This window comes from Paenibacillus chartarius (assembly GCF_042432825.1).
GTDB lineage: Bacteria > Bacillota > Bacilli > Paenibacillales > NBRC-103111 > Gordoniibacillus > Gordoniibacillus chartarius.
The window spans coordinates 16667-40088 of record NZ_JBHLWN010000098.1; the positions used below are offsets into that span (position 1 = coordinate 16667).

At 58.3% G+C, this 23422-nt stretch carries 21 protein-coding genes; 8 read left to right on the plus strand and 13 right to left on the minus strand.

Annotated elements, in window-relative coordinates; genetic code table 11:
- The first annotated feature begins 191 nt into the window (after nt 1-191).
- Nucleotides 192-1373, plus strand: a complete 1182-nt coding sequence (locus ACFFK0_RS24085) for a S8 family peptidase (RefSeq protein ID WP_377472923.1) — start codon at nt 192-194, stop codon at nt 1371-1373.
- A gap of 24 nt (nt 1374-1397) precedes the next feature.
- Here ACFFK0_RS24085 and argS read toward each other — a convergent pair whose 3' ends face one another.
- Both argS and ACFFK0_RS24095 read right to left on the minus strand, forming a co-directional pair.
- Entirely contained in the window at nt 1398-3077 is a 1680-nt protein-coding gene (argS, locus tag ACFFK0_RS24090; RefSeq protein ID WP_377472924.1) for an arginine--tRNA ligase, read from the minus strand.
- Entirely contained in the window at nt 3074-3547 is a 474-nt protein-coding gene (locus ACFFK0_RS24095; protein WP_377472925.1) for a YwiB family protein, read from the minus strand. The genes argS and ACFFK0_RS24095 overlap by 4 nt, the downstream gene beginning before the upstream one ends.
- Nucleotides 3548-3681: 134 nt before the next feature.
- On the opposite strand from ACFFK0_RS24095, the gene ACFFK0_RS24100 reads away from it, so the two are divergent.
- Entirely contained in the window at nt 3682-4527 is an 846-nt protein-coding gene (locus ACFFK0_RS24100) for a helix-turn-helix transcriptional regulator (protein ID WP_377472926.1), read from the plus strand.
- Between the two features lie 340 nt (nt 4528-4867).
- On the opposite strand, the gene ACFFK0_RS24105 is transcribed toward ACFFK0_RS24100, so the two are convergent.
- Nucleotides 4868-6931 (minus strand): methyl-accepting chemotaxis protein, encoded by a 2064-nt coding sequence (locus ACFFK0_RS24105; protein ID WP_377472927.1) that lies wholly within the window; start codon nt 6929-6931, stop codon nt 4868-4870.
- Nucleotides 6932-7164: 233 nt separating this feature from the next.
- Between ACFFK0_RS24105 and ACFFK0_RS24110 the strand changes: the two genes are divergently transcribed.
- From ACFFK0_RS24110 to ACFFK0_RS24125, 4 genes are all read left to right on the plus strand, one after another.
- Nucleotides 7165-8325, plus strand: coding sequence for an Ada metal-binding domain-containing protein (locus tag ACFFK0_RS24110; protein WP_377472928.1), 1161 nt, complete (start codon nt 7165-7167; stop codon nt 8323-8325).
- A gap of 73 nt (nt 8326-8398) precedes the next feature.
- Nucleotides 8399-8962: a methylated-DNA--[protein]-cysteine S-methyltransferase gene (locus tag ACFFK0_RS24115; protein ID WP_377472929.1), complete on the plus strand. Its 564-nt coding sequence runs from the start codon at nt 8399-8401 to the stop codon at nt 8960-8962.
- Nucleotides 8943-9884 carry a DNA-3-methyladenine glycosylase family protein gene (locus tag ACFFK0_RS24120; RefSeq protein ID WP_377472930.1) on the plus strand — a complete coding sequence of 314 codons (942 nt, stop codon included), beginning with the start codon at nt 8943-8945 and terminating at the stop codon, nt 9882-9884. The genes ACFFK0_RS24115 and ACFFK0_RS24120 overlap by 20 nt, the downstream gene beginning before the upstream one ends.
- Nucleotides 9885-9968: 84 nt before the next feature.
- Entirely contained in the window at nt 9969-10487 is a 519-nt protein-coding gene (locus ACFFK0_RS24125; RefSeq protein ID WP_377472931.1) for a CBO0543 family protein, read from the plus strand.
- A gap of 233 nt (nt 10488-10720) precedes the next feature.
- On the opposite strand, the gene ACFFK0_RS24130 is transcribed toward ACFFK0_RS24125, so the two are convergent.
- The 6 genes from ACFFK0_RS24130 to speE form a co-directional block, all read right to left on the minus strand.
- On the minus strand, nt 10721-11830 hold the full coding sequence (locus ACFFK0_RS24130) for a hypothetical protein (protein ID WP_377472932.1): 1110 nt from the start codon (nt 11828-11830) through the stop codon (nt 10721-10723).
- Entirely contained in the window at nt 11827-12405 is a 579-nt protein-coding gene (locus tag ACFFK0_RS24135; RefSeq protein ID WP_377472933.1) for a 5-bromo-4-chloroindolyl phosphate hydrolysis family protein, read from the minus strand. Before ACFFK0_RS24135 ends, ACFFK0_RS24130 begins: the two co-directional genes overlap by 4 nt.
- Before the next feature lie 17 nt (nt 12406-12422).
- On the minus strand, nt 12423-14114 hold the full coding sequence (locus ACFFK0_RS24140; RefSeq protein ID WP_377472934.1) for a substrate-binding domain-containing protein: 1692 nt from the start codon (nt 14112-14114) through the stop codon (nt 12423-12425).
- A 325-nt stretch (nt 14115-14439) separates the two neighbouring features.
- Nucleotides 14440-14556, minus strand: coding sequence for a putative holin-like toxin (locus tag ACFFK0_RS24145; RefSeq protein ID WP_377472935.1), 117 nt, complete (start codon nt 14554-14556; stop codon nt 14440-14442).
- Between the two features lie 855 nt (nt 14557-15411).
- A complete protein-coding gene (locus ACFFK0_RS24150) occupies nt 15412-15630 on the minus strand; it encodes a hypothetical protein (RefSeq protein ID WP_377472937.1) in 219 nt (72 codons plus the stop codon).
- 332 nt (nt 15631-15962) lie between these two features.
- Complete coding sequence (speE, locus tag ACFFK0_RS24155; RefSeq protein ID WP_377472938.1) at nt 15963-16790, minus strand: polyamine aminopropyltransferase; 828 nt, start codon at nt 16788-16790, stop codon at nt 15963-15965.
- A gap of 309 nt (nt 16791-17099) precedes the next feature.
- Between speE and ACFFK0_RS24160 the strand changes: the two genes are divergently transcribed.
- Together ACFFK0_RS24160 and ACFFK0_RS24165 are read left to right on the plus strand one after the other, a co-directional pair.
- Nucleotides 17100-19202 (plus strand): transglycosylase domain-containing protein, encoded by a 2103-nt coding sequence (locus tag ACFFK0_RS24160; RefSeq protein ID WP_377472939.1) that lies wholly within the window; start codon nt 17100-17102, stop codon nt 19200-19202.
- Between the two features lie 172 nt (nt 19203-19374).
- Nucleotides 19375-19875, plus strand: coding sequence for a DinB family protein (locus ACFFK0_RS24165; protein ID WP_377472940.1), 501 nt, complete (start codon nt 19375-19377; stop codon nt 19873-19875).
- A 292-nt stretch (nt 19876-20167) separates the two neighbouring features.
- Here the strand turns inward: ACFFK0_RS24165 and queF are convergent, their stop codons facing one another.
- From queF to ACFFK0_RS24185, 4 genes are all read right to left on the minus strand, one after another.
- Nucleotides 20168-20665 (minus strand): preQ(1) synthase, encoded by a 498-nt coding sequence (gene queF, locus ACFFK0_RS24170; protein ID WP_377472941.1) that lies wholly within the window; start codon nt 20663-20665, stop codon nt 20168-20170.
- A 278-nt stretch (nt 20666-20943) separates the two neighbouring features.
- The gene (locus tag ACFFK0_RS24175) at nt 20944-21441 is read right to left on the minus strand and encodes a YwhD family protein (protein WP_377472943.1); all 498 of its coding nucleotides are present in this window, start codon (nt 21439-21441) and stop codon (nt 20944-20946) included.
- A gap of 52 nt (nt 21442-21493) precedes the next feature.
- The gene (locus ACFFK0_RS24180) at nt 21494-22012 is read right to left on the minus strand and encodes a GDYXXLXY domain-containing protein (protein WP_377472944.1); all 519 of its coding nucleotides are present in this window, start codon (nt 22010-22012) and stop codon (nt 21494-21496) included.
- Nucleotides 22002-23270 (minus strand): DUF2157 domain-containing protein, encoded by a 1269-nt coding sequence (locus ACFFK0_RS24185; protein WP_377472945.1) that lies wholly within the window; start codon nt 23268-23270, stop codon nt 22002-22004. The genes ACFFK0_RS24180 and ACFFK0_RS24185 overlap by 11 nt, the downstream gene beginning before the upstream one ends.
- Nucleotides 23271-23422 lie beyond the last annotated feature (152 nt).

The following is a 23422-nucleotide window of genomic DNA, read 5'->3' on the forward strand; positions in this document are numbered from 1 at the left end:
CCTCGGCGCCTTTCCTTGCCGATCGGGGCGTTCCGTGCGCCCTCTCTGTATCGTATGTGGGATTCCGCGGCTTGACACGGAGGACGGCCTATTTTGCAGGAATAGCACCGAGCGCCGAGACGGGCAGTACCACGGCCGAATACGCTGGGAAAAGAAGTGAATCTATTCCCTCGCGAGTGGAGGCATTGCTTGTGGACACGGTTCGATTCCTGAAGCGTCTGAACGACGAAATCGGCAGCTCGGCACCTTCGTCCCGCAGGCTCATCATTCGGTTCGAGAACAGCCAGGCGTTCGCCGCCTGCATGAACGAGTGGAATCGGCGGAAGCATGTCTGGACGCATCTGACCGGGATTCAGCCGCTACCCATTATCAACGGGATCTCGATCTCCTGTGCTATGGAGGCCAAACGTCAATTGCTGGCGTTCCCTTTCATCGCCGACGTCGAGACGGACACGAAGAAGCGCCTGCAGCTCGGTTATCAGCCGAACATGAGCAGTCACCCCGCTTCGTCCCGCAGACCGCCCGTCTCCCCCCATATCCCTTGGGGCGTGAACCAAATTCGCGCGCCTCAAGCTTGGCGGAGGGCGACCGGACATAACGTCCGGGTCGGAGTCATCGACACCGGCATCGATCCGTCTCATCCGGACCTCAGGCGATGTATCGGCCGCGGCATCAATCTGGTAAACCGCTCGATCCCGCCCCTGGACGACAACGGACACGGCACCCATATCGCGGGAACGATCGCCGGCGCCGGCCTGCAGCAGAACGGAGTGATCGGCGTTGCACCTCGAGCGACCATACACGCCGTCAAGGCGTTCGACAGCAACGGCAGCGCTTATGTGTCGGACATTATCGCCGGCATCGATTGGTGCGTACAGAACGATTTGGACATCATCAATATGAGCTTCGGTATGAAGTCGTATAACAAATCCCTCGAGCTGGCCGTGCTGAACGCGTTCCGTTCCGGCAAAATCATTGTGGCCTCGTCCGGCAACGACGGCAGGCGGTCGTTCATCGACTATCCGGCCCGCTTCCCGCAGGTCATCTCGGTCGGCGCGACAACGAGGGCGAACAAAGTGGCGCCGTTCACGAACCGGGGCCGCCGGATCGACATCTTCGCCCCCGGAGAGAACGTATATTCGGCGTGGCTGCACGGCAAATACCACGAGCTAAGCGGCACGTCCATGGCTACCTCGCACGTCAGCGGCGTAGTCGCCTTGCTGCTGTCGGTCCGGCCGGGTCTGAGAACGCCGCAAGTGAAGGAGCTGCTGCGCCGGACATCGGTCATGTTCGAGGACAGCAAAAAGGCCGGCGTTACGGCCGGCCGTATTCATGCAAGACGTGCAGTAGCCGAGCTGCTCCGCGGCGGTTGACCGGCGTGTTTCCGGAAGGGCGGATTACATCCGCTCCGGGGAGGACACGCCGACAAGGCGCAGCACATTGGCGATGACGGTGCGCAGGGCGGCCAGCATAGCAAGCCGCGCCTGCGTCAGCGCCGCATCCTCGACAATCACCCGCTCCGCTTTGTAGTAGCTGTGGAACTGGCTCGCCAGTTCGTATACATAACGGATCAAGCGGTGCGGAGCGTATTGTCCGGCGGCGATTTCGACTTCTTCGGGCAGCTCGCCCATTTTGCGCAGAAGGTCGAATTCTTCCTCGGTACGAAGCACGGACAAGTCCACTTCGCGAACCGGCTGTACCGGAATCCCCTGCTCTTCGGCTTGGCGGAAAATGGAGCAAATGCGCGCATGCGCATACTGTACATAGAATACCGGGTTCTCGTTCGATTTGGACACCGCAAGATCCATGTCGAAGTCGAGATGCGAATCCATGCTGCGCATCGTGAAGAAGTAGCGCATCGGGTCGACGCCGACCTCGTCCATCAGATCCTCCATCGTCACCGCCTTGCCCGTCCGCTTGGACATCTTCACCTTCTCGCCGTTCTGGAACAGCGACACCATCTGGGCAATCAGAACGGTGAGCTTGTCCGCATCGTAGCCGAGCGCCGACATCGCCGCTTTCATCCGCGGGATGTAGCCGTGATGGTCCGCGCCCCAGATGTTGATCATCCGGTCGAAGCCGCGCTGGTACTTGTTGCGGTGATAAGCGATGTCCGGCGTCAAATACGTAAACGTCCCGTCGTTCTTGATCAGCACGCGATCCTTGTCGTCGCCGTACGTTGTCGTCCGCAGCCACGTTGCGTCATCCTGCTCGTAAATATGGCCCTGAGCGCGGATCTGGTCGAGCACTTCGGGAATGACGCCGCTCTCGTAGATCGACGTTTCGGAGAACCATTCGTCGAAATGGACGCCGAAGCGGGCGAGGTCGCGTTTGATTTTGTCCAGTTCTTTGGTCAGGCCGTACGTGCGGAAAAATTGAAAGCGCTCCTCGTCGCCGAGCTGCAGCAGCGCATCGCCCTTCTCTTGTGCCAGCTCCTCGGCAAACTGCTTGATGTCCGCTCCGTGATAACCGTCCTCCGGCATTTCGGCATCCTGCCCGAGCGCTTGACGGTAACGGGCTTCCAGCGATTTGGCCAGGTTGACGACCTGATTGCCGGCATCGTTGATGTAATATTCGCGCGTAACATCGTAGCCGGCGAACGCCAGCAGGTTGCACAGGGCGTCGCCGACAGCTGCGCCTCGGGCGTGGCCGAGATGCAGCGAGCCGGTCGGGTTCGCCGAGACGAACTCGACCTGGATGCGCTGGCCCCGGCCGATGTTCACGAAGCCGTAGCGTTCGCCGGCTTCCAGTACCTGGAGGATGATCGGGTGCAGGTAGCTCTTGTCCATCTTGAAGTTGATGAAGCCTGGACCTGCAATGTCGATGGATGCGACATGTACGGCTTCTTTGTTCAGGTTGTCGGAGATCGCTTGCGCGATGTCGCGCGGGTTGCGCTTCGCGATCCGGGTCAGCTGCATCGCAACGTTCGTAGCGAAGTCGCCGTGCGCCTTCTCCTTCGGCACTTCAATGACGAATTCCGGCAGCTGGTCGGCGGCCACGATTCCTGCGGCGACGATGCTCCGGGCGATTTCTTCCTTAAGGGTTTGTTTGACGGTATCGAGCACATTCGAGGTCATGACGATAGTTCCTCCTGAATAGTCAGCTTCACATGATAAGTGCCGGCCCGTTCTCCGGCTACTTCGAGATCATAGGCGAGTTCGACCGCTCCGCGCCGGACTCTAGCTGCCGAGCCGGTTCTTGCGGAGCTCCACGTATCGCGGACGGAGCGCGTGCGTACGGCGAGCTCCATGCGGCCCTGCGCCGTTTCGTAGTAGCCGATGCGCAGCTCCCCTTGCACGAACGTCATGTCGGAGCGGATGTCGCCTTGGCGCAAAATTTTGACGGAGGCGGGTCCGATGTTGACGATCGTCGTCGTTCGCCCATACTCCTTGGCCGGCTCCGCGTAGCGGATGAAGCTGCGGTCTCCCTTGTCGTACCAGTCGCCCTGCGTGCGGTAAGCCGTGCGCTGGCCGCCGCCCCGGCTCTCGACCGTAACGGCGACCTTCACAGGCGGCCGAGGGGCTGGCGCTGCTTCCGGTTTATGCATATGTACACCCGTTTCCATAGTCTCGTGGGCAATGTAAGTAGCTATAAGTGTATAGTATTGCGGGGCTATTTTCAATGAGGGTAAGCTGTGCAGAAGCCGGACGGAGCGTGATATGATAAGGGAACAGGCTTTGAATGGGGCGATCGACAATGCTGGTGAATGTATTTAGCGTACTGACGGAGGCGGATAAACAGCTGCCGCTGTATGTGACAAGCGTCGGCGGCTGGGCGCATCAGGAGCCGATGTGGCGGGAGCACGGTTTTCCCGACTTTCAATGGATTCAGACCGTGTCGGGGCAGGGCGTTCTGAAAGCGGCGGACGGCCGCCGGCTGACGGTGTCCAAGGGCCAGGGCATGCTGCTGTATCCGCACGAGGAGCACGAATATGCCGCCGTGAAGGAGCCTTGGGAGGTCGTGTGGATTTCCTGGAACGGCCGGCAGGCGGCCGAGATGCTGGAGACGCTGGGGCTGCTGCGCACCGAGGCGCTGCATATTTCGAGCCCGGAGCGGACGCTGCTGCGCTGCCGGGAGGCGCTCGCGGGCGCCCAATCGGCCGATCCGCTGCGGTCGCTGCGCGTGTCTGCCGTTCTGTACGAGCTTGTGCTCGATTTGTCCGCATACGGCTCGGCCTCGGAGCTGCGTTCCAAGGGGCAGCATGCGGAGCAGCTCGCTCCGGTGCTCAGCCTGATGGAAGAGCGCAGCGCCGAGCCGCTGACGCTGGACATGCTGGCGGATACGCTCGGCGTCTCGCCGCAGCATACGTGCCATCTGTTCCAGCAGACGCTCGGGATGCGGCCGTTCGAGTACTTGAAGCGGGTGCGGCTGCGCAAGGCGAAGGAGCTGCTGCTGCAGGATTGGAAGCTGGAGGTGCAGCAGGTGGCGGAGCGCGTCGGGTACGGGAATGCGAGCTATTTCATCAAGCTGTTTAAGGAGCAAGAGGGGATGACGCCGGCCCAGTTCCGCGGATCGTATCGGATGTAGAGCGGCGGGTGATGCTGTGCTGGGGCGATGGGGCGGGGTAATGATGGATTGCATCGCTAAAGTGGCTGCTGTCGGTCATGGCTGGGGGCGTTAACGATGGTTTGCATCGTTAACGTACCGGATGCGGACATGGCTGGGGGCGTTAACGATGTTTTGCATCGTTAACGTAGCTGCGTGCTATCGATCTCGGGCCGCCGCAATCTCATGCAAAAAGAACCTTCACTTCCACGGACTCCATGGAGATGAAGATTCTTTTGCATCTGAATTTTGCATGTGAATACTACGTCGTCTCAACGAGAGCTTTGGATGGAACCAGCCTCTTCGTTTTCATACAGCCGCCTTATACTTTGAACGTCGACACCATGCTCTTCAGGCTTTCCGCGCTCTCCTTCGTCTCCTGAACCGCCTGGGCCACCTGCCCCGTCTGCTCGAGAGATTTGCCGGCCTGCTGAGCGATATACTCGGTACCCGCCGCCGACTCGCCGTTCGCCGTCGTAATCTCGCCGACAATCGACGCCAGATTTTGGATGGATGCACTCAGCTCCTCGGCGGTGGCGCTAAAGTCCGTAACCAATTCCAGCACATACTCCGCGTCCCGGAAATACTGATCCCCGGTTTCCACCATCCGCTTGTAGTCATCCATAACCGATCGGTCGATGAAATGAATCAGCTCTTCCGAGTTCATCTGCAGGTTCTGCACGGAAGAAATCACCATGTCCGCCACACCCTGAATTTCGGTGACGGCAGATTTGGAGTTTTCCGCCAGCTTGCGGATTTCCGTTGCGACCACGGCAAAGCCTCTGCCTGCTTCCCCCGCTCTTGCCGCTTCAATGGACGCATTGAGGGCGAGCAAATTCGTCTGCGACGTAATTTGCAGGATCGAATCCGACAGCACTTTAATTTGATCGACCGACTTCGATTGCTCGATGGCCGCTACCATCCCCGCCCTTACGCGGCTGATGACGTCGCCCGCCGACTGCTGCGAGGCAATTGCATTCTCGCTGAGCTGCTTCGCTCTGGAGCTGATCTTCTCGGAAGCCGAAGCTCCTTCCTGAGCCTTCACCGCAATAGACAAAGCGGCTCTTTCGAGCTCCGCCGACGAAGCGCTCATTTCTTGCGCGGAAGCGGCGGTCTGTTCCGCTCCTGCGGACATTTCCTCGGCGGCTGCGGTGACATTTTCCATCTGTCTGTTAAGCTCCGATAAGTTGGAATTGACGACGGCAACGGATTGTTCCAGCTGTTCCGACTGCTTCGCAATCGTCGCAATCATATCCCTCGTCTTCTCCTTCATGTCCTGCATGGAGCGCATCAGCATGCCGGTCTCATCCCTGGACCTTATATACTTCTGCGGAATATCCTGCGAGAAGTCGCCGGTCGCGAGAATCTGGAGCCGCTCCGCTGCAAGCTTCACCGGCTTCATAATCCGGTAGGTAAAGTAAGCGATGATGGCGGAGGCAATGAGGATATTTAGAATAATTTGCCAGGAAACGCTGCGCTTCATTTCGTTAATTCGGGACAAGTAGTGTTCGGTCGGCATATAAGAAACGGTATACATGCCTTCCGTTTTGCCCTTGACGTAATACGCGATATAGCGGACTCCGTCCCATGCAAACGTACCGGCACCCGACGGACTACTCTTGAACTGTTGATAAAATCCCCCTAATTCCCCTTGTTCTTTGCTTAAATCAAGCTTGAGGATGCGAGCCGGGTCCTTGGAGGAGATCACTAGGCCGTCCGGATTGACGATCATCGTATCGATTGTCGAATCCGCTTTATTGCCTACAATCGCCGAGGAGCTGATATTGAGCTGAACCGCCATGACAAGCGCGGCGATGACGGTATCCGTCTGGCGGTCGATGACCGGAGCCATGACAGAGACGACAGGGCTGCCGGTTGCCGGCGAAGGCACAGCAGCTCCGACGGCCGTTTTCTTGCTCTTGCGTACGTCTTGAAGCCACGTTAGAGCCGGGCCTTCGAATTTGAAGCCTTCACTTTTGCCGCCAAGCCCGTCAATCATCGCTACGTCGTCATAAACGTAGAATATGTTATCAAACATGCCGTTCGATTCTTTTACTTTTTGTTCCAGATAGGCGGACAGCTTTCGTTTCTTGACCGGATCCAGCTTCTTGCCGGCCTTCAGATCCGAAAAAAACTCGACGGCGTACGGTTGATCTGCGAGGTTCGTCGCGATTACGGCGAGATCCGAAAAGGCCGAATCGATATCGTCCGCTTTTTCGAGCGCCATGTTTTGCACCGATAGAGCGGCATCCTTCTCCAGCATATCGGTTGTGGAACTCGAAACATAATTCAGCATGAACAGCATCGGGATCGTCATGCACAGAATTGAAATCAAAAGCAATTTGGCGAACAAACTGCGAATGTTTTTTCCAAGCCACCCTTTCAAAACGTAACTCCTCCAGCTTTCTAAGTGAATTTCTTTGTTTTCGTGCCTTATCACCTCCGGGATTCTATATCAATTCGACAAAATCCTCCTGAAAAGGACAATTCCTGCATTTTCAAGTTATTGCCGACGTTGCCTTACAGAGCATGCCGCCGCTGTCGAAATGTTGCTCTCCTAGTCGTTCCCCATTGGAATACGCGACCCTCGGGGGGTATACTGGGCGTAACGGAAAGGCGGTGAGCGATCTGGATCCGACATTGTTTGAGCACTTGTATGCCTCGATTGCCAGGAAGGAGTCCACTTACGACGGCGTGTACTATACCGGCGTGAAGACGACGCGCATCGTGTGCCGTCCCTCCTGCCGGGCGCGAACCCCCTATCGTGAAAATATTACGTTTTACCGTTCTCTGGATGCGGCGCTGAGTGACGGGTTCCGGCCATGCAAGCGGTGCCGGCCGGAGGCGAACGGGGCGCTTCGCCCGGATGCGGCGCTGGCTGTCCAGGCTGATGCGTGGATAGAAGCGCACTATGGCGAGCGGCTGACGCTGCGTGAGCTGGCGCGGAGGCTGGCTGTCAGCCCCTTCCATCTGCAGCGGACGTACAAGCGGGTGACGGGACGTTCGCCGATGGAGAAGCTGCACGATGTGCGTTTTGCAGCGGCGAAGCGGCTGTTGACGGCGGGCAGCGCCGCTTATCGAGCGGACGGCTCGGGAGACGGGGAGATGGCGGGTACTGAGCTGCGAGAGGAACCGGCGGGGGCGGTAGCAGGAGTGCCGATGTCGGTTGCGGCGGATAGGACGACGGCATTGATGGCCGCGGACGGGACGGCGACGCCGTCGGGTGTGACGGCATCGCCGACGGCTGTGACGGCACCGACGGTGACGCCGGGGTCGGATGCGGCTGCTGGGACGGTGCTCCCGGAGACGATTGCGGGGGCATCGAGTGCGGATGTGACTTCCGGAACGGGAGCATCGGGGCCGGGTGCAGCGGCTGCGGCGGGAATGCCGGCAACGCCGACTGTGGCGGGTCAGCTCCGTATTGCCGAGATTGCCCGGACGGTAGGGTTTCAGAGCGCGTCCCATTTTGCCATGTGGTTTAAAGAGCATGCCGGCATGTCGCCTCAGGATTATCGGGAGCTTGGTGAGAGCAGGTTATCGGAAGCTCAGGCTGCTGGCAGCGAAAGCGCAAACCGCAGGGCCGAAAGCAGCCGGAGCATTAGCAGCGGTGAAGCTATTAGCGATGGCGAGACTCATAACGGGTATGTAACCCTTAGCGATAGTGAGATTCATAACGGGGATAAGACCCTTAGCGGCGACGAGCGCATGAAAACCGGTTTGCGAGTTAACGGCGACGGGAGTCAGCTCGGCGGGCCCCCCGGCGCCAGCGGGAATGATTAAGGCAGTTTCAATAGATGGATCACCCTATGCACGGGAGTTTTATCGGTACGGTTACTACCAGAGGGAGGACGTTATGGCAACGGCTAGACAACAACTGTTATGGACGGCTATCGAGCTGGATGGCCAAGAGTGGACGCTGATCGGGTCGGAGCGTGGCTTGTGCCGGGTTATTTTCCCGCATGAGAGCTTGGAGCATTTCCGGGGGTGGACGGACAAGGTCGCGCCGGGCGCCCGGCTGCAGCAGGACGAGGGGGCGTTCGAGCGGATGGGCGGCGTCCCTGCCAAGCTGCGGGCGTATTTTGCGGGGGAGGCGGTGTCGTTCGCGGACGTGCCGCTGGACCTGATCGGAACGGACTTTCAACGTGCCGTATGGCAGGCGCTCGGCGAGGTGCCTTACGGACAGACGCGGACGTACGGCGACATTGCCCGCGCTGTCGGCCGGCCGCAGGCCGTCCGGGCCGTCGGTATGGCGAACGGCGCCAATCCGGTGCCGGTGCTGCTGCCGTGCCATCGCATTATCGGCGCAGACCGCAAGCTGACCGGCTTCCGCGGCGGACTCGCGATGAAGCGGCGGCTGCTGGAGCTGGAGCGGATCGAAGGCGTGGTGGACGGCGGACATGCCCGATTTGAGTTTTGAGCTGCCGGTCTCGCAGCCGTTCCGGTTCCAACGCTGCCTCGAGTACATGACGCGCTCGCCGCTCGAATGCTTGTACGAGGTCGACGGCGACAAGGTAATCCGTCTCATCCGGGCGGAGGGAGCCGCCGAAAGCGCGCTCCTGGAAATCTCCTGCCCGGACGACCGCGCACTGCGGGTACGCTTCCTGCAAGGTGCGCCGCAGAGCGATGCGGAGCTCTCCCGCATTCAGTCGTATATCCGCGACTGGTTCGATCTGGAGCGCGACCTCGCGCCATGGCAGCGGCTGGCCGAAGCTGGCCCCGTGCTCGGCCCGCTCGCGCGCAGCATGTACGGGCTGAGACTGATCGGCATCCCCGATCTGTTCGAGGCGCTCTGCTGGGCTATCGCCGGCCAGCAGGTCAACCTCGCCTTCGCTTACAAGCTGAAGCGAAGGCTCACCGAGGCTTACGGCGAAGCCGCGGACCGGGAAGGCCGGACATACCGGCGCTTCCCGGACCCCGCGGCACTCGCCGGCGCCGACCCGGGTGAGCTGCAGGCCCTGCAGCTCACCAAAACAAAAGCGGCCGCCATCCGCGAGGTGGCCGCCCTCATGCAGCGCGGCGAGCTGTCGCGGGCCGCGCTGCTCGCGCTCGGCGACTTCGATGCCGCCGAGCGCGAGCTGGTGCGCGTCCGCGGCATCGGGCCGTGGACGGCGCACTACGTGCGGATGCGCTGCCTGCGCGATCCGCGCGCGTTCCCTATCGGCGATGCGGGGCTCCACAACGCCGTCAAAGCACAGCTCGGCCTTGACCGCAAGCCGACGCCGCAAGAGCTGCAGTCGCTGTTCGCGGGCTGGGCCGGATGGGAGGCGTATGCGACATTTTACCTGTGGCACAGTCTTTATGAACTAAAAACCGCCGCTTTAGGAAAAGATAACCGGTAAACCGATTAACGGATTCTGGAGGCGACGGCAATGACTTCCGCAGAGATGGACCGCATGCAACAGATACAGCAGGAGCTCACCAGGATGCGTTGGGAGTATTGGCGGCACAATGTGCTATTTTCCTGGCAATGGCTGTTCCTGGTGGGCGCTGCGGTTGGGCTTACGTTCATCTGGGCCCGTCTGGTCCGATGGGAATCCGCCAAAATCCAATTGCTCTACGGCTTGTTGATCTTCCTCTTCAGCACGATAGCCGATACGATAGGCGGGGAGCTGCAGCTGTGGGACTATCCGAAAATGTTCCTGCCCTGGGGCCCCCGAGCTGTCGAAATCGACTGGATGATTTCCATATTCAGCATGCTCGCCTTCCAATACGCCCCCAGGTGGCGCAGCTTTATCCCGGTTACGATCGGGATGGCGACCCTGTTTGCATTTGTTTTCGAACCGCTCGCCAAGTGGATGCAAATTTACCGGGAGATCGCTTGGAGCCCCTTGTACTCGTTCCCGATCTACATTGCAATGTGCTGCGGGTTCAAGCTGGCGGCGGAAGGCTTCGCGAGCTGGGCCAAAAAACGCTCTTCCGCTCAACCCCGGCAACCCGCCTAGAGCTTTGCACGCGCATTCTTCGCCCCGGCAATCGGCAGACACCAGACACCAGCCGTGTCCGCCTGATCGTGCGGCCTGTCCGCCTTCCAATGCCTTTCGAAGCATGTCGGAGGCCTCACAAATGACTTGCAGCAGCCTTACGAATACCTCACGAATGCCTCGCGGCGCCCTGGCGTCCCTCTTACCGAGGCCTCAGCTTACCGAAAGCCTACCGCTCCCCCGCCAAAGCATGCCTACTTCGCCCGGTACGCCTCCAGCAGCTTCTGCATCGTGGCATAATCGGGCGTTTGCATAACGTTGTCGATCGACCTCGCGATCCCTTTCACCCGGAAAGCCGCCGGATCGTTCGTGACGCCGATCAGTCCGGTACGGAATCCGTAGCGCTCCCAAGCGATGCGCTGCACATCCGGGTCCTGCAGGAAGGCCGTCATTCCCTTCGACTTCTCGTTCAGTGTAACGAGCGTATGCACCGACCACATCGTTGGCGCCGGATAAACGATTTGCGGCGCAACGGAGGATTGGAGCGACTGCCAAACGTCCGGATTTTGCTTGGAAAAATACAGCACATCGCTTTCATAACCAACAATAATTTTATGGCTGCCCATGCCGGTCTTTACGTACTCTTCGAACAGATCGGTTGTCGACGACTTCTTGAAGCCTGTCTTGGCAAACATGTTCCGCAGGCTCGGCATTAGCCCGTCCACCCGATCCGCCGTGACCAGATTACCCCCGTTCAGCGACGCCGCCACGAGAGCGGCATAGGCATTGCCCGAATTCGATTTGGCCGGGTCGGACGTGTCAACGGCAATAGGCCCGAACACCTTCAGCCCGATATCCTCCCACTTCTTGTCCGCCGCAATCAGCTCGACCAGCTTCGCCGTATCCAGCTCCAGCACGTCCGCTCCCGCATCGCGCACAATATTGCGCTCCTTGAGCAGCCTCGTAACCGCGTCCCATGAATAATAGACAAGCGGCGTGCGGAACACCTCCTCCGTCCCCGTCACCTGCACGGACGATTTGATTTGCTCCACAACCGTCTCGCTCGCCGGAAAAACGAAGTCGTTCGCCTTCAGCGCCGCCTCCTCCGTCATTTCAAGCGAGCCCGCCTTGCGGATATCGAGCGCAAACCCATACCGCGTCCGGGCAATGTCCAGAACTTCCTTATCGCCAAAAAACGCTTCCTTCTCGCTGCCCACGATACCTTTGAGCGTCACCGGCGCATTCGGCGCTGCGGCTCCGCCCCCCGCGGCCGGTGCGGACCGGTCCATCTGCAGCTTAATGACCGCACTGACGGCGATGATCGCGAGCAGAACCAGCGCGCCTATCCATTGTGCCTTCCTCATCTCAGTCCCTCCCAATCCAGCATCTCCTTCAGCGCCTCCATCCGCGCCGTCAGGTCGGACAGATCGCTGCGTACGAGACGTTCATATTGCGCGTGAAAATGGTCCCGAATCGCTTCCAAGCTCTCCTCCGCCTTCCCGGCAAAATCGCTCCCGGCCCGGCTGTCCGACCCGGTCAGCGCAGCCGTCTCGGCGTAAGCGGTGACGATCTGCACCGTCGCATCGAGGTAGAAGCTCAACATCTGCCGTACTTCGGGCAGCTGCGTCGCCTTCTTCTCCGTAAACGCAATAACCCGGTTCGTTATGGCGATAATCTCGTCCACATGCCCGCGGACGACGCGGCTGCGGAGGCCGCCGGATGCCTCGCGCAGCCGGTGCAGCTTTCTCCTGGCCTCGCGAAGCAGCTCGCCGTAAAGCCTGATCGTCGGGTCCGTGGTTGTAAGGAGCAGCTGCAGCGCCCCATAGATGGCGGCCCCGAGGACGGCGGACAAGATGACGCCGAAGTCCAGCGCAAACAGAAACACGAGGAACGCTGCGGCGCTCAGCGCCGTGGCCAGTATGATTTTAACTTGCGGCAATGCGGCGGCGCGCCTTATCAATTGTACCCCCTCACCTTCTTGAAGCTGGCAACCAAGTCTTTGCCGCCGGCGAATACGTCCGCCCGGGTCAGCTTCGCCACTTCCTTAAGCTGCGACTCCTGAGCGTCGCCGAACATGATCGAGAACACCGGAATATCTTTGCCGACCTCGTCGTACTTGCTCTTCAGCGTCTTGAAGCTGCCCTGCGACTGGCCGTCCGTCATCAGTACGACGGAAGTGACGTAGCGGTTCTGGTCCACGCTGCGCAGCAGCTCGAGCGCGTTCGCCGACGGATCGTAAATGTCCGTGCCGCCGCCGGGCTTCAGGTTTTTGATCTTACTGAGCAGAGCCGGGAATTCGTTAGGGCCGCGGGCAGTCCAGACGTCCAGCGCCTTGGAGTTGAACGGGATGACGACGACGACATCGTCCGGCGCAGCCTGCAGCAGCGAGGCTTGAGCCTTCTCCTGCGTGAGCAGAAGCTCCATCGCCGCCTTCACGCCCTTCTCTCCGCCGTTACTTTCCATACTTCCGGAGTAATCGATGCAGAAGACGGTGTAGGACGGCTTCTTGAACGCCGACTGGTACAGCTGCAGCGCCTCCATCATGACGTCCGGCTCGGGAAACGGAATCGGCGACAGCACCTTCTTGACGTCGATGCCCCAGCTTGGATTGAACACGGCCGGATCCGGGTTCGCGACGACCCCGCCGAAGCCGGTGCGGCGGCCGAGAGCGGCGATTTTCCGCTGCGCCGGCTCGGAGAGAAGATGCTCCTGCAGCCGCTTGAAACGCTCCTCCTGGTCGGGCTTGCCGTTATGGATATAGCCGAGCGAGTAATCCGCCACCGTTAGTCCGTTTACCGGGTAAATGAGCCGGAGCGGCTCTTTGCCGGCGGCGGTCAAGCTCTTGTTGGCGGCGATAATGACCGCCTCGTAGTTGACCATCGCATCGTAGTCGCCCTGCAGGAACAGCTCCTTCAGCCACTCGGAGGAACCGCTGGAGCGGTTGACCCCGGCGAGCAGCGATTTGATTTGCCCCTCCAGCTCGGGCTTATGCAAATCGGCTGTCGTCAGCGTCTGCGGGTTGCCCAGCATCGCATACAGGAAGCCGATGTACGCGGACGCACCGGAATTGGATTGGGACGCCGAGGTCATCGCGAACGTCAGCTGCTTTTGCCGTACCGCCTCGGCCAGCTGCTGGACGGTAACGTCTTTACCGGCGGTGAAGCCGAGACGGTCCGCTACGCTGGCTTTGATGCCCCAGACGACCGGCGAGGTCATAATCGACTTCTGGCTCTTCACCTTCTTGTCCGTATCGCCAAGAGCAATCCACTGCGAGCTAGCCAGCCATACCGCATCGTAGGCGGCGGCGTTCGTGCGAAGCTCGGCCATGCTGTCGATCGATCCCATATAGACGAACTCGGTGTCAAAATCTTGCCCTGCCGTGTATTCATCGATGATCGGTTCAAGCTCTTTGTTCTCCGAGCTGGATAGAATGCGCAGCAGCGGCTTGCCGGAGTTTTTCTTCGCCGCTGTCTCGGATGGCGGGGATTGTACAGCCGGCGCAGCCTGCGGGGCGCATCCGGCCAGTACCGCTGCGACCATTACAGCTGCAGTAAGTACCGTCGTGATGCGCCAAGCGCGTTTCGCTGCCCCTGCGCCTTTGAAGGCGGCGGCCAGCGCGGTGCCTATAGTCGTAGTGAAATTTTGCATAAGGCATACCCTCCTACGAAAACAACTGGATTCCCCTCCATCGTAACTCAGAAGTTTTATACGACAGGCCGATTCATGTTAAGGGAATGTAAATTTATACTTGTTTGTTTGGGGGGCATCTGAAGTGGCTGGCATAAACAGACTGTCATTGCGATGACGAAGGGGCCGGCGGATTAGGATTGAAGTCATACATTTCCCGTGATATGCTTATAGTAAATAAAGGAGCCGTGCTGGTAACACGACTCCTTCCGACAAACCGCTGTAAAGGCGGTCGGCATGGGTTTCTATTGTGGAATAGACCGCATACCTTGGCTGAGGGGGCGGTCTATTTGCGTCTATTGGTCAGAGCGACGACGATGTTCACGACCAGCGTGAGAATGGCAACAAGCAGCACACCCGAGCTAATCATCAACGTCAACGCATCTTTCACGTCCAAACACATCACCTCCTTTCGGAGGCCGACCGCCCAGCAAGCCGATTGCCGGCGGGATTTTCACCCAATTGCATTATAGCATAATTCGATAGATTCAAACACATGTTCGCTGGGTTGCTCTCCGGTAAGAGGGATGGCCTCCACTCCAGCTTAACTACTGCGGGAGTGCATCGGAAATCACTCTATGACGTCGAGATAAAGGACTGACGAGGCGCTATTTCCTCCGTAACCAGCCTATTGCCGGGAATAGCGGATTTTCAGGGATCTATTTTGCCAAACCCGACCGCCGATAGCCCAAAATTCGCTGTTTGCTTAAAATTAACGCCCCCCCACACCTCTATTCTGCGAAAAAGGCCTATTGCTTCAAAAATAACGGACTGCGGAACCGTTATCGAAAGCGGACAGCCCGGACTTCCCAAACTGCACGCTCTCCCTCTTCTCTAGGTGGATCCCCTGCGACACTAACTACCGGCTATGCTTTGATAAGCGGTGTCTGTGACGTGGCGGAGCATGACCCCCGCAGTGCTTCGCAACCGCCTCAGGCCATTCAGACGGGCCGCATCCGCGAACCTTCCATCCACGAAACGCACTGCTGCTTTGTGCGTCTCCCCAAGAAACGGACATTCCCCTTAAACACAGCAATCTCAGTGCACTAACCTATCTGGTCGATGAATTGGTTTGAACACCGTCTTGTGACCGTCACCGCACAGTGCGGGCACAATCGGCGTTCAGTGCCTCCGCCACTTCACGACAAATCCGATCATCCGTTCTGCTATCTTCAAAAACTGGTATTACCTCGTAACCGCTTCCCTCTACAAACAAGAAGAACCTGGCGCGTCTTAAACCCACCAGGCTCGATCCTTGTCATTTAGGACGTGCAAATTCGATTCTTCCTTCTTCTACAGCCTTATTTACAGCTTTGACGTTTTCGTCTCCAGGTAACGCAGGGGTAAAATCCGACCCAACACCTGTCACCGGATTCGTCGTCGGACCAGCATTAGCTACGAGGGCATTTGTACCCCATATCGCTGCCGAGGCTATTATAACGAATGCCGCAGAAATAACTAGCCATCTTCTTTTCATTTTATACCTCCCAATTTTGTGCACAGTTATAAACATTTGGATATATCTATTGATGCGTTAGAGTTCAAAAAGTTGCATTTGGCATTAATATCAATTGTTTCAATCTAACAAGGAAATGAATAAACCGTTACTTTGTTGAGTGAATAACTTCAGCCTTTTCAGGATTTGTTTCAATAGCTATAAATAACTCGTTGGTTTCTATCCTATATAGTAAATATGTATTTTTGTCCACATATTTACAATTAAACAGAATTTTATGATATGCAATACGATAGATAAACACCAAAAAGCGGCGCCCCCGACAACGGGAACGCCGCTCTATACGCCAAACCTTACTTCACCAAATCCTCAACAAACTTCGGCAGCACGAATGCGGCCTTATGCAGACGAGGCGTGTAATACTTCGATTCGATCTCCGGGATCGCGGACTCGTCGACCTGCAGCGGGTCGTACTTCTTGCTGCCCATCGTGAACGTCCACAGACCGCTCGGGTACGTCGGGATGTTTGCCGTATACACGCGCACGATCGGGAAAATCTCCTTCACGTCGCGGTTCACCGTTTGGATCAGGTCAGCCTTGAACCAAGGGTTGTCGGTCTGCGCAACGAAGATGCCGTCCTCGCGCAGCGCGTCATAGATGCCTTGGTAGAAGCCCTTCGTGAACAGCTCGACCGCTGGACCTACCGGCTCCGTGGAGTCGACCATAATCACGTCGTACGTAGCTTTGTGGTCGTGAATGTGCATGTAGCCGTCGTTCACGATCACCTCGACGCGCGGGTTGTCGAGCTCGCCGGCGATTTCCGGCAAGTATTTCTTCGAATACTCGATCACTTTACCGTCGATCTCAACGAGAACGGCCTTCTTCACCTTCGGGTGCTTCAGCACTTCGCGGATGACGCCGCCGTCGCCGCCGCCGACCACGAGCACCATCTCCGGATTCGGATGCGTGAACAGCGCAGGGTGCGCCACCATCTCATGGTAGACAAACTCGTCGCGGATCGTCGTCATGACCATGCCGTCCAGCACAAGCATGCGGCCGAATTCGGCCGTATCGATCATCGCCAAATCTTGAAATTCGGTCTTCTCCGTTACAAAAGTTTGCGTAATCTTCGCTGTAATCCCGAAATTGTCCGTTTGCTTCTCCGTATACCACAATTCCATCTATTCTCGCCCTCTTTCTTGGGTTCTTTTCCATTGTGCCCATTAGCATAAATTGTATTATAGAGGATTGTCCCCGAAATGCAATACAAACACGGGCAGTTCCGAAAAAATTAACAATTGTCCGCCTCCCCCTGAATACCCCGCCGCCTCGCACCCCATACTGGTAAAGAAAGCCTCCTACAAGGAACAGCATATTTCCTTCGATAAGCGGGGCTCCCCCATAAGTAATCGAAATCAGCTTCGGAGGTTAACGTCACTTTAGGGGGACTTTGTTCCTGCACTCATTATCTCGTACAAGGAGCGGATCGCATGACGAAGCAGAAAATGACCGCCCCCTCCCGGCCCCCGCGCGGCCGCGAGCCGGATCCCGACGACGATATTCCCGCTTTGCGCTGGCTGCGGCGGCTGAAGCGGCTGTTTTCATTTTCGCTCGTATCGATCCTGCTTCTGGCCGCGGGCTTGTTCGTTGCGGCTTTGTATTTGCGTTCCCAAGAGCTTCCCGCCACCAAAATCATGCAAACGTCGCAAATGTATGACGCCCGCGGCGAGCTGATCGGTTCGTTCTACAACGGGGAAAACCGCCAAATGGTGCCGCTTGCGGACATTTCGCCGTATCTGGTGAAGGCGACGCTGGCGATTGAGGATCAGCATTTTTACGAGCATATCGGGGTCGATTTCAAAGCGGTGGCGCGCGCCTCGCTCGTCAACCTGCAGCATATGGCTAAGGTGCAGGGCGCCGGGACGATCACACAGCAGCTCGCCCGCAATCTGTACCTCACCCATGAACGGACATGGTCGCGCAAGCTGAAGGAAACCGTGTACGCCGTGCAAATGGAAATGCAAATGAGCAAGGACGGCATTCTGGCGGAGTACCTCAACCAGATTTATTACGGCCATTCGACCTACGGCATCGAAGCGGCGGCGCAGCTGTTCTTCGGCAAGAATGCGAAGGATTTGACGCTGGCCGAGAGCGCCCTGCTCGCGGGTGTGCCGAAAGGGCCCCGTTACTATTCTCCTTATTACAATATGGAAAACGCGCTCGACCGCCAAAAGCTCGTCCTGCAGACGATGGTGGACTGCGGCTTCATCACGCAGCAGGAGGCCGATAAGGCCGCTGCGCAGAAGCTGACGTTCCAGCCTCTGACCGGGAAGAAAGAGGCGGTAGCGCCGTACTTTAGCGACTATGTACGCACGCTGGCGATCGAGAAGCTCGGCATTCCGGAGGATCAGTTCGACGAGGGCGGCATCCGCATCTACACGACGCTCGATTTGAAGGCGCAGAAGATCGCGGAGGAAGCGGTCCAGAAGCAGGTCGGCGGGACGCAGGAGCTGCAGGCGGCACTGGTCGCGATCGATCCGCGTACCGGCCATGTGAAGGCGATGGTCGGCGGGCGCGATTATAACGAGAGCCAGTTCAACCGGGCGGTGACGGGGCGGCGCCAGCCGGGCTCCTCGTTCAAGCCGATTATGTATTTGACGGCGCTGCAGAAAGGGATGACGCCGGTTACCCGCTACCAGGACATCCCGACGGTATTCACTTATAACGATGGGAAGGATACGTATTCGCCAAGTAATTTTAACGATAAATACAGCGGCGAGTGGATCGATATGCGGCGGGCGATGGCGGAATCCAACAACGTGTATGCCGTCCATACGATTCTCGATATAGGCCCGCAGGCTGTCGTGGATACGGCCAAGAAGATGGGCATAACAAGCCCGCTGAAGGCGATGCCGTCGCTGGCGCTCGGCGCTTCTCCGGTCACTCCGTTCGAGATGGCTTCGGCGTTTAGCATTATTGCGAATCATGGCGTACGCGTCGAGCCCATCGCCATTACGCGGATCGAGGACCCGAACGGGAAGGTGCTGTACGAAGCGGCTCCCGTAGAGGAGCGCGTGTTCGACCCGAACTACGCGTATGTGCTGACCAGCCTCATGGAGAGCGTGTTCGACGAGGGCGGCACGGGCAGCCGGGTGTCGGCGACGATGAAGCGGCCTGTGGCCGGCAAGACCGGAACGACCGACACGGACGCGTGGATGGTCGGCTTCACTCCGGAGCTGGCCACGGCAGTGTGGGTCGGCTACGACAAAGGAAAGAAAGTCAATCCGGTCGAGTCGCATATGGCGGCGCCGATCTTCGCCGAGTTTACGGAGGGTGTGCTGGAAGCCATTCCGCCAAAATTGTTCGAAATCCCCGAAGGCGTCGTGACCGCCTATATCGACCCGGCGAGCGGCAAGCTGGCGAACGAGGACTGCATGAAGAACGCTAAGCTGGAAGCTTTCGTGAAAGGAACGGAGCCGGTGGAGGCGTGCACGAACCGCGGCGCTCCGGCTAACGAAAAGCAGGAAGAGAAGCTGAAGCGCGGGCAGAACAGCTCGTGGTGGAACGATCTGAAGCGCTGGTGGAACAGCTGACGAACGAAACGAGGCGGGCCGCCTACTGGATTGAATTTCCAATTAAAACTTGCCAGCTCGATGGGGACAAAGTTATCCTTGAAGAAGACATATTACGTCCCGGGAGGCTTCCGCCCGCATGCCGGCCCCCTCCTAGAGCCATGATCTTATTCCTTCGAAGGAGAGATGAACGATGTACAACAGCATTCAAGAAGTTACCGAGGATTTGCTGAACGAAGCGTATTTGACGCAGAAGGTGCTGGAGGCTCTTAGCGATGCGTCTCTGGCGCAGCCGAGCGCCGCAGGACACCGCACGCTGGGCGAGCTCGCGTGGCACCTGGTTACCGCGCACGGCGCCATTCTGGGCGAGGCAGGGCTGAAGTTCGAGGCACCGGTCGAAGAAGTCGTTCCGGCTTCCGCAGCGGAGCTGGCCGAGTCGTACAAGAAGGCAAGCGAAGCCGCCGTCTCCGCGATCAAGTCGCAGTGGACCGACGCTACGCTGCAGGAATCGCGCAACATGTGGGGCATGATGGAATTCACCGTTCCGGGATTGATCGCCATGTTCATCCGCCATCAGGCTCATCACCGCGGCCAGCTGACGGTACTGATGCGTCTGGCCGGGCTGAAGGTGCCGGGCGTGTACGGACCGAGCCAGGAAGAATGGGCGGCAATGGGAGCCGGCGCAGGCCAGTAAGACAAGACTTAAACAAATACGCCGTCTCAAGGACGGCTCGTTTACGGCGTTATGCTGGAGGAGAAACGTATTGCGAGTTGCTCGGCGTCTATCCCCCAGGGTAACGCCACGGTAACGCCACGGTAACGAATCCGCCAAAGCATAGAACGAAGTAAAAGCGCCCTGACCGCGCACAGCTGTTATAGCCGCGCCGGCAGGGCGCTTTCCGTTTGTCTACGGCTTCAGCGACGTTCCGATTGCATCACGATCCGTACCGATACCGAAGACTTTCGGCCCCGTTCGCTTGGCCGTTTTACCGGTTGTCGACCTTCTCCGGGTACAGATCGTGGTTCATCAAACGGTATTCGGCCATCTGCTCGTACTTCGTGCCGGGACGGCCCCAGTTGCAGTACGGGTCGATCGAGATGCCTCCGCGCGGCGTGAACTTGCCCCATACTTCAATGTACTTCGGCTGCATCAGCTCGATCAGGTCGTTCATGATGATGTTCATGCAATCCTCGTGGAAATCGCCGTGGTTGCGGAAGCTGAACAAGTACAGCTTGAGCGCTTTGCTCTCCACCATTTTCACATCCGGAATGTACGAAATATAGATCGTCGCAAAATCCGGCTGCCCCGTCATCGGGCACAAGCTCGTAAACTCCGGACAGTTGAATTTGACAAAATAATCCCGACCCTGATGCTTGTTCTCGAACGCCTCCAGCAGCCCCGGATTGTAATCGAATGTATAGGTCGTCCCCTGATTGCCCAGATGGGAGATGCCCTTCAATTCTTCTTGATTTCTTCCCGACATTGAGAATTCCCCTTTCCTTATATGCCTACCTTTTACATTACTATAAACCACGGGGTTGCGCGAGCTCCAAACGTTGCTACCCGCCATGGACATCGCGAGCGGACGGGAGGCTGCGCGGCCAGGCCGCCGCTCAACACAAAAAGGCAGACGCACGCGTCTGCCTTCTTGCTGTCCTAGTATATGAGTGTAACATACACTAGGCATTAGTATACCCCGATCGCTTGAGAGCGACAATGGCTGACACAATTTGTACACAAATTTTTCAAGGTCTGCGCCGCTTAGGCAAGAAGCTCCTTGAGCTGCTCCGGCGAACGCTCCCACACCTCCGGATTGAACTCCAGCAGGACGCGTTTGAGCGCTTGCTTCTCCGTCTCATTCAACCCTTCCAGCATGAATTTGCGCTTCATCGCAGCGTCCATGCGGTTGACGTGATCGGCGAGAATTTTCCAGCCGCGCTTCGCTTCGGTATCGATAAGCATCTCGCAGGCCGTCATGCCGGCGTAGTACGAGCCCGTCTCGGCGCGGTCGACCGCCACCCAGACGATCCAGCATTTGCGCCCGTTAGGCACGTCGTCTTTATTCGTCGAAAATTTGATGCCCTTCTCGACCTTGCTCTTGGCGTGCAGCGTCCCGGCATCGACATAAGCTTCGTCCCCGTCGATGATGATGCCGGACACGTTGCTCAGATCGATCGAGCCTGCGCCGAAGCCTTTATGATTCACATTCGAGCTGACGATGTTGAGCGACAGCTGCTTTTTGGTTTTGTCCGCTTCCATAGGATTGACCTGCCTCCATCTGTGAAAAAGTGCTGCCTCCATTGTACCCGAATCAGCGCTCTTCTTCCAACCCGCTCAGCACGGCCGTCCCCCACGGCGCCACCTTGACGACGGCCAGCATGTCGGCCGCCTTCTCTTCGAGCGCTTTGCCTTCATTTTGCTGGACGTAATAGCGCTCAAGACCGTAACGGACGTTGATGATGTCTTCGGTCATATAGGTAACCCGGGCTTTCAGCGTGATTTGATTCGCCTCGGCCTGCGGCTTGTTCCGATAGATGGCGCCGGCTGTATAGATGTTGGATTGCGGCGCGAGCACGACGTATACCGTCTCGCCGCTCCGCGGCGGTTCGCCGGGGGACTTCCACAGCGTACGGTTCAAGCTGCTGATTTCGTAGCTCAGCGTTACGTAGTCCCCGTATACGATGTCTCTCGGATCGACCGGCGCGGTTCTGATGCGAACCGGCTGCCCGAAGCGCTCCGCGGCGTAGTAGGATCCGGCGATGCCGACGAGGAATACGATTTGCAGTAGGACGAGTACCGGCATGAGCTTGCCTCTATGCTTAGTCCACATGGTCCGCGCCTCCCTTCGGCTTCCGGAAGAAGTCCCGCTTGCGGCGGTTCAGCACCCAGGAGATAGCCAGAAGCAGGGCGCCGCCGATAATAAAGAAGAGCGATTTGTCCATAAAATCCCACGTCAGCTTGCCGTAAGCGGTCATCGTACTGATCAGGAACAGCACCGTCGCCAGATTGACACGCAGCCGCGATTCCTCATGGTAGCCTAGCCAGAGCTGGTACAGCGAGAAGACGAACAAAATGATCATGTAAATGGCGTCCGCTGCGGCGGTGAAGTACATCAGCACCGGGAAGAGCAGCCAGTCGGCCGCGGTCACGGCACGTCCGCTGCGCGCTTTGGCGAGAAGCGACAGGGCCAGCAGGACGGCCATCGGGATCAGGAACGGCAGCGCGTCAGGCAACAGATCATGGATCGTGTCGGCACGATAGGAGTCCGGGTCCGCGAACACGACGATGAACCAGTCGAACAGGAACGCTGCGATGAGAGCGACGGTCTGCAGCGGGTAGAATGCGCCGCCGAGACGGCGGACCCCTTGACGGTTGCTTTCGCTGCCGCCGAGCAAGTCGCCGAGCGTATACAGGACAGCGGCGGGAACGAACACCCAGATGAATTTCCAGTCGCGGACCCCGATCAGCATAATCGACTGCGCGACCGCCAGGACGCCGAACAGCCATACCGGCAGCCGGTCGCGGCGGCTCCAGGCGAAATACCCGAGTCCGACCATGCTGAGGAACAGTGCCGCATAGCTGAACTGATGGAAGCTCGTCGAGCTGTAAAATTGCGCGATACCATACAGCAGCGCCGAGATGGCATAGAGAAAGCGGCTGTTGTACAGATATGTCAGCAGCAGTCCTGCGGTCGCCCAAGCGATCCAGGAAAATGCGTTGTACGCCTCCAGATGGAACATTTGTGCCGTCAGGATAATGCCTGAGCCGAAGGCGGTTAAGCCCAGAGCGATGAAGGCGACGCCCAGCTTGTCATGGCCCTTGGCGAGCTGCGTATGGCCCGTGAAGTAGAAACCGGACATCACGGCGATCATCAGCGCCAGGCGCAGCAGCTCGGGAATGCCCTGCCAGTTGGCCGCCACGAAGCTCAGAATGCCGAGGCCGACGAGAATGCTGCCGAACAGCGGCACGAAGCCGATAGCCCGTTTGCGTTCGGGATATAATTGAATGATTTGTTCATGCTGCTCCGGGGTAATGATCCCGTGCTCGATCCAGCGGCGTCCTTCCGTCTCCACGAAACGTCTGCTCACTGTACTCACCTCTTTCTGTTGGTGAATTCAGTGTATCGCCGTCCGAGGCCGGCGCATAGTGCTATTTTTGTGTAGTACCGGGTGGGGCGGGGATGGTTGCGTGGCCGGACGGTTGATTCGCTGCATCCAGCTTTTCCGACCTCCAAACGATA

Coding starts and splice junctions, on each gene's coding strand:
- argS (WP_377472924.1), bottom strand. CDS start 3,077: ATGACCTCGAATGTGCTCGATACCGTCAAACAAACCCTTAAGGAAGAA.
- ACFFK0_RS24095 (WP_377472925.1), bottom strand. CDS start 3,547: ATGCATAAACCGGAAGCAGCGCCAGCCCCTCGGCCGCCTGTGAAGGTC.
- ACFFK0_RS24100 (WP_377472926.1), top strand. CDS start 3,682: ATGGGGCGATCGACAATGCTGGTGAATGTATTTAGCGTACTGACGGAG.
- ACFFK0_RS24115 (WP_377472929.1), top strand. CDS start 8,399: ATGGCAACGGCTAGACAACAACTGTTATGGACGGCTATCGAGCTGGAT.
- ACFFK0_RS24120 (WP_377472930.1), top strand. CDS start 8,943: ATGCCCGATTTGAGTTTTGAGCTGCCGGTCTCGCAGCCGTTCCGGTTC.
- ACFFK0_RS24125 (WP_377472931.1), top strand. CDS start 9,969: ATGCGTTGGGAGTATTGGCGGCACAATGTGCTATTTTCCTGGCAATGG.
- ACFFK0_RS24130 (WP_377472932.1), bottom strand. CDS start 11,830: ATGAGGAAGGCACAATGGATAGGCGCGCTGGTTCTGCTCGCGATCATC.
- ACFFK0_RS24140 (WP_377472934.1), bottom strand. CDS start 14,114: ATGCAAAATTTCACTACGACTATAGGCACCGCGCTGGCCGCCGCCTTC.
- ACFFK0_RS24145 (WP_377472935.1), bottom strand. CDS start 14,556: ATGTGTTTGGACGTGAAAGATGCGTTGACGTTGATGATTAGCTCGGGT.
- ACFFK0_RS24150 (WP_377472937.1), bottom strand. CDS start 15,630: ATGAAAAGAAGATGGCTAGTTATTTCTGCGGCATTCGTTATAATAGCC.
- speE (WP_377472938.1), bottom strand. CDS start 16,790: ATGGAATTGTGGTATACGGAGAAGCAAACGGACAATTTCGGGATTACA.
- ACFFK0_RS24160 (WP_377472939.1), top strand. CDS start 17,100: ATGACGAAGCAGAAAATGACCGCCCCCTCCCGGCCCCCGCGCGGCCGC.
- ACFFK0_RS24165 (WP_377472940.1), top strand. CDS start 19,375: ATGTACAACAGCATTCAAGAAGTTACCGAGGATTTGCTGAACGAAGCG.
- queF (WP_377472941.1), bottom strand. CDS start 20,665: ATGTCGGGAAGAAATCAAGAAGAATTGAAGGGCATCTCCCATCTGGGC.
- ACFFK0_RS24175 (WP_377472943.1), bottom strand. CDS start 21,441: ATGGAAGCGGACAAAACCAAAAAGCAGCTGTCGCTCAACATCGTCAGC.
- ACFFK0_RS24180 (WP_377472944.1), bottom strand. CDS start 22,012: ATGTGGACTAAGCATAGAGGCAAGCTCATGCCGGTACTCGTCCTACTG.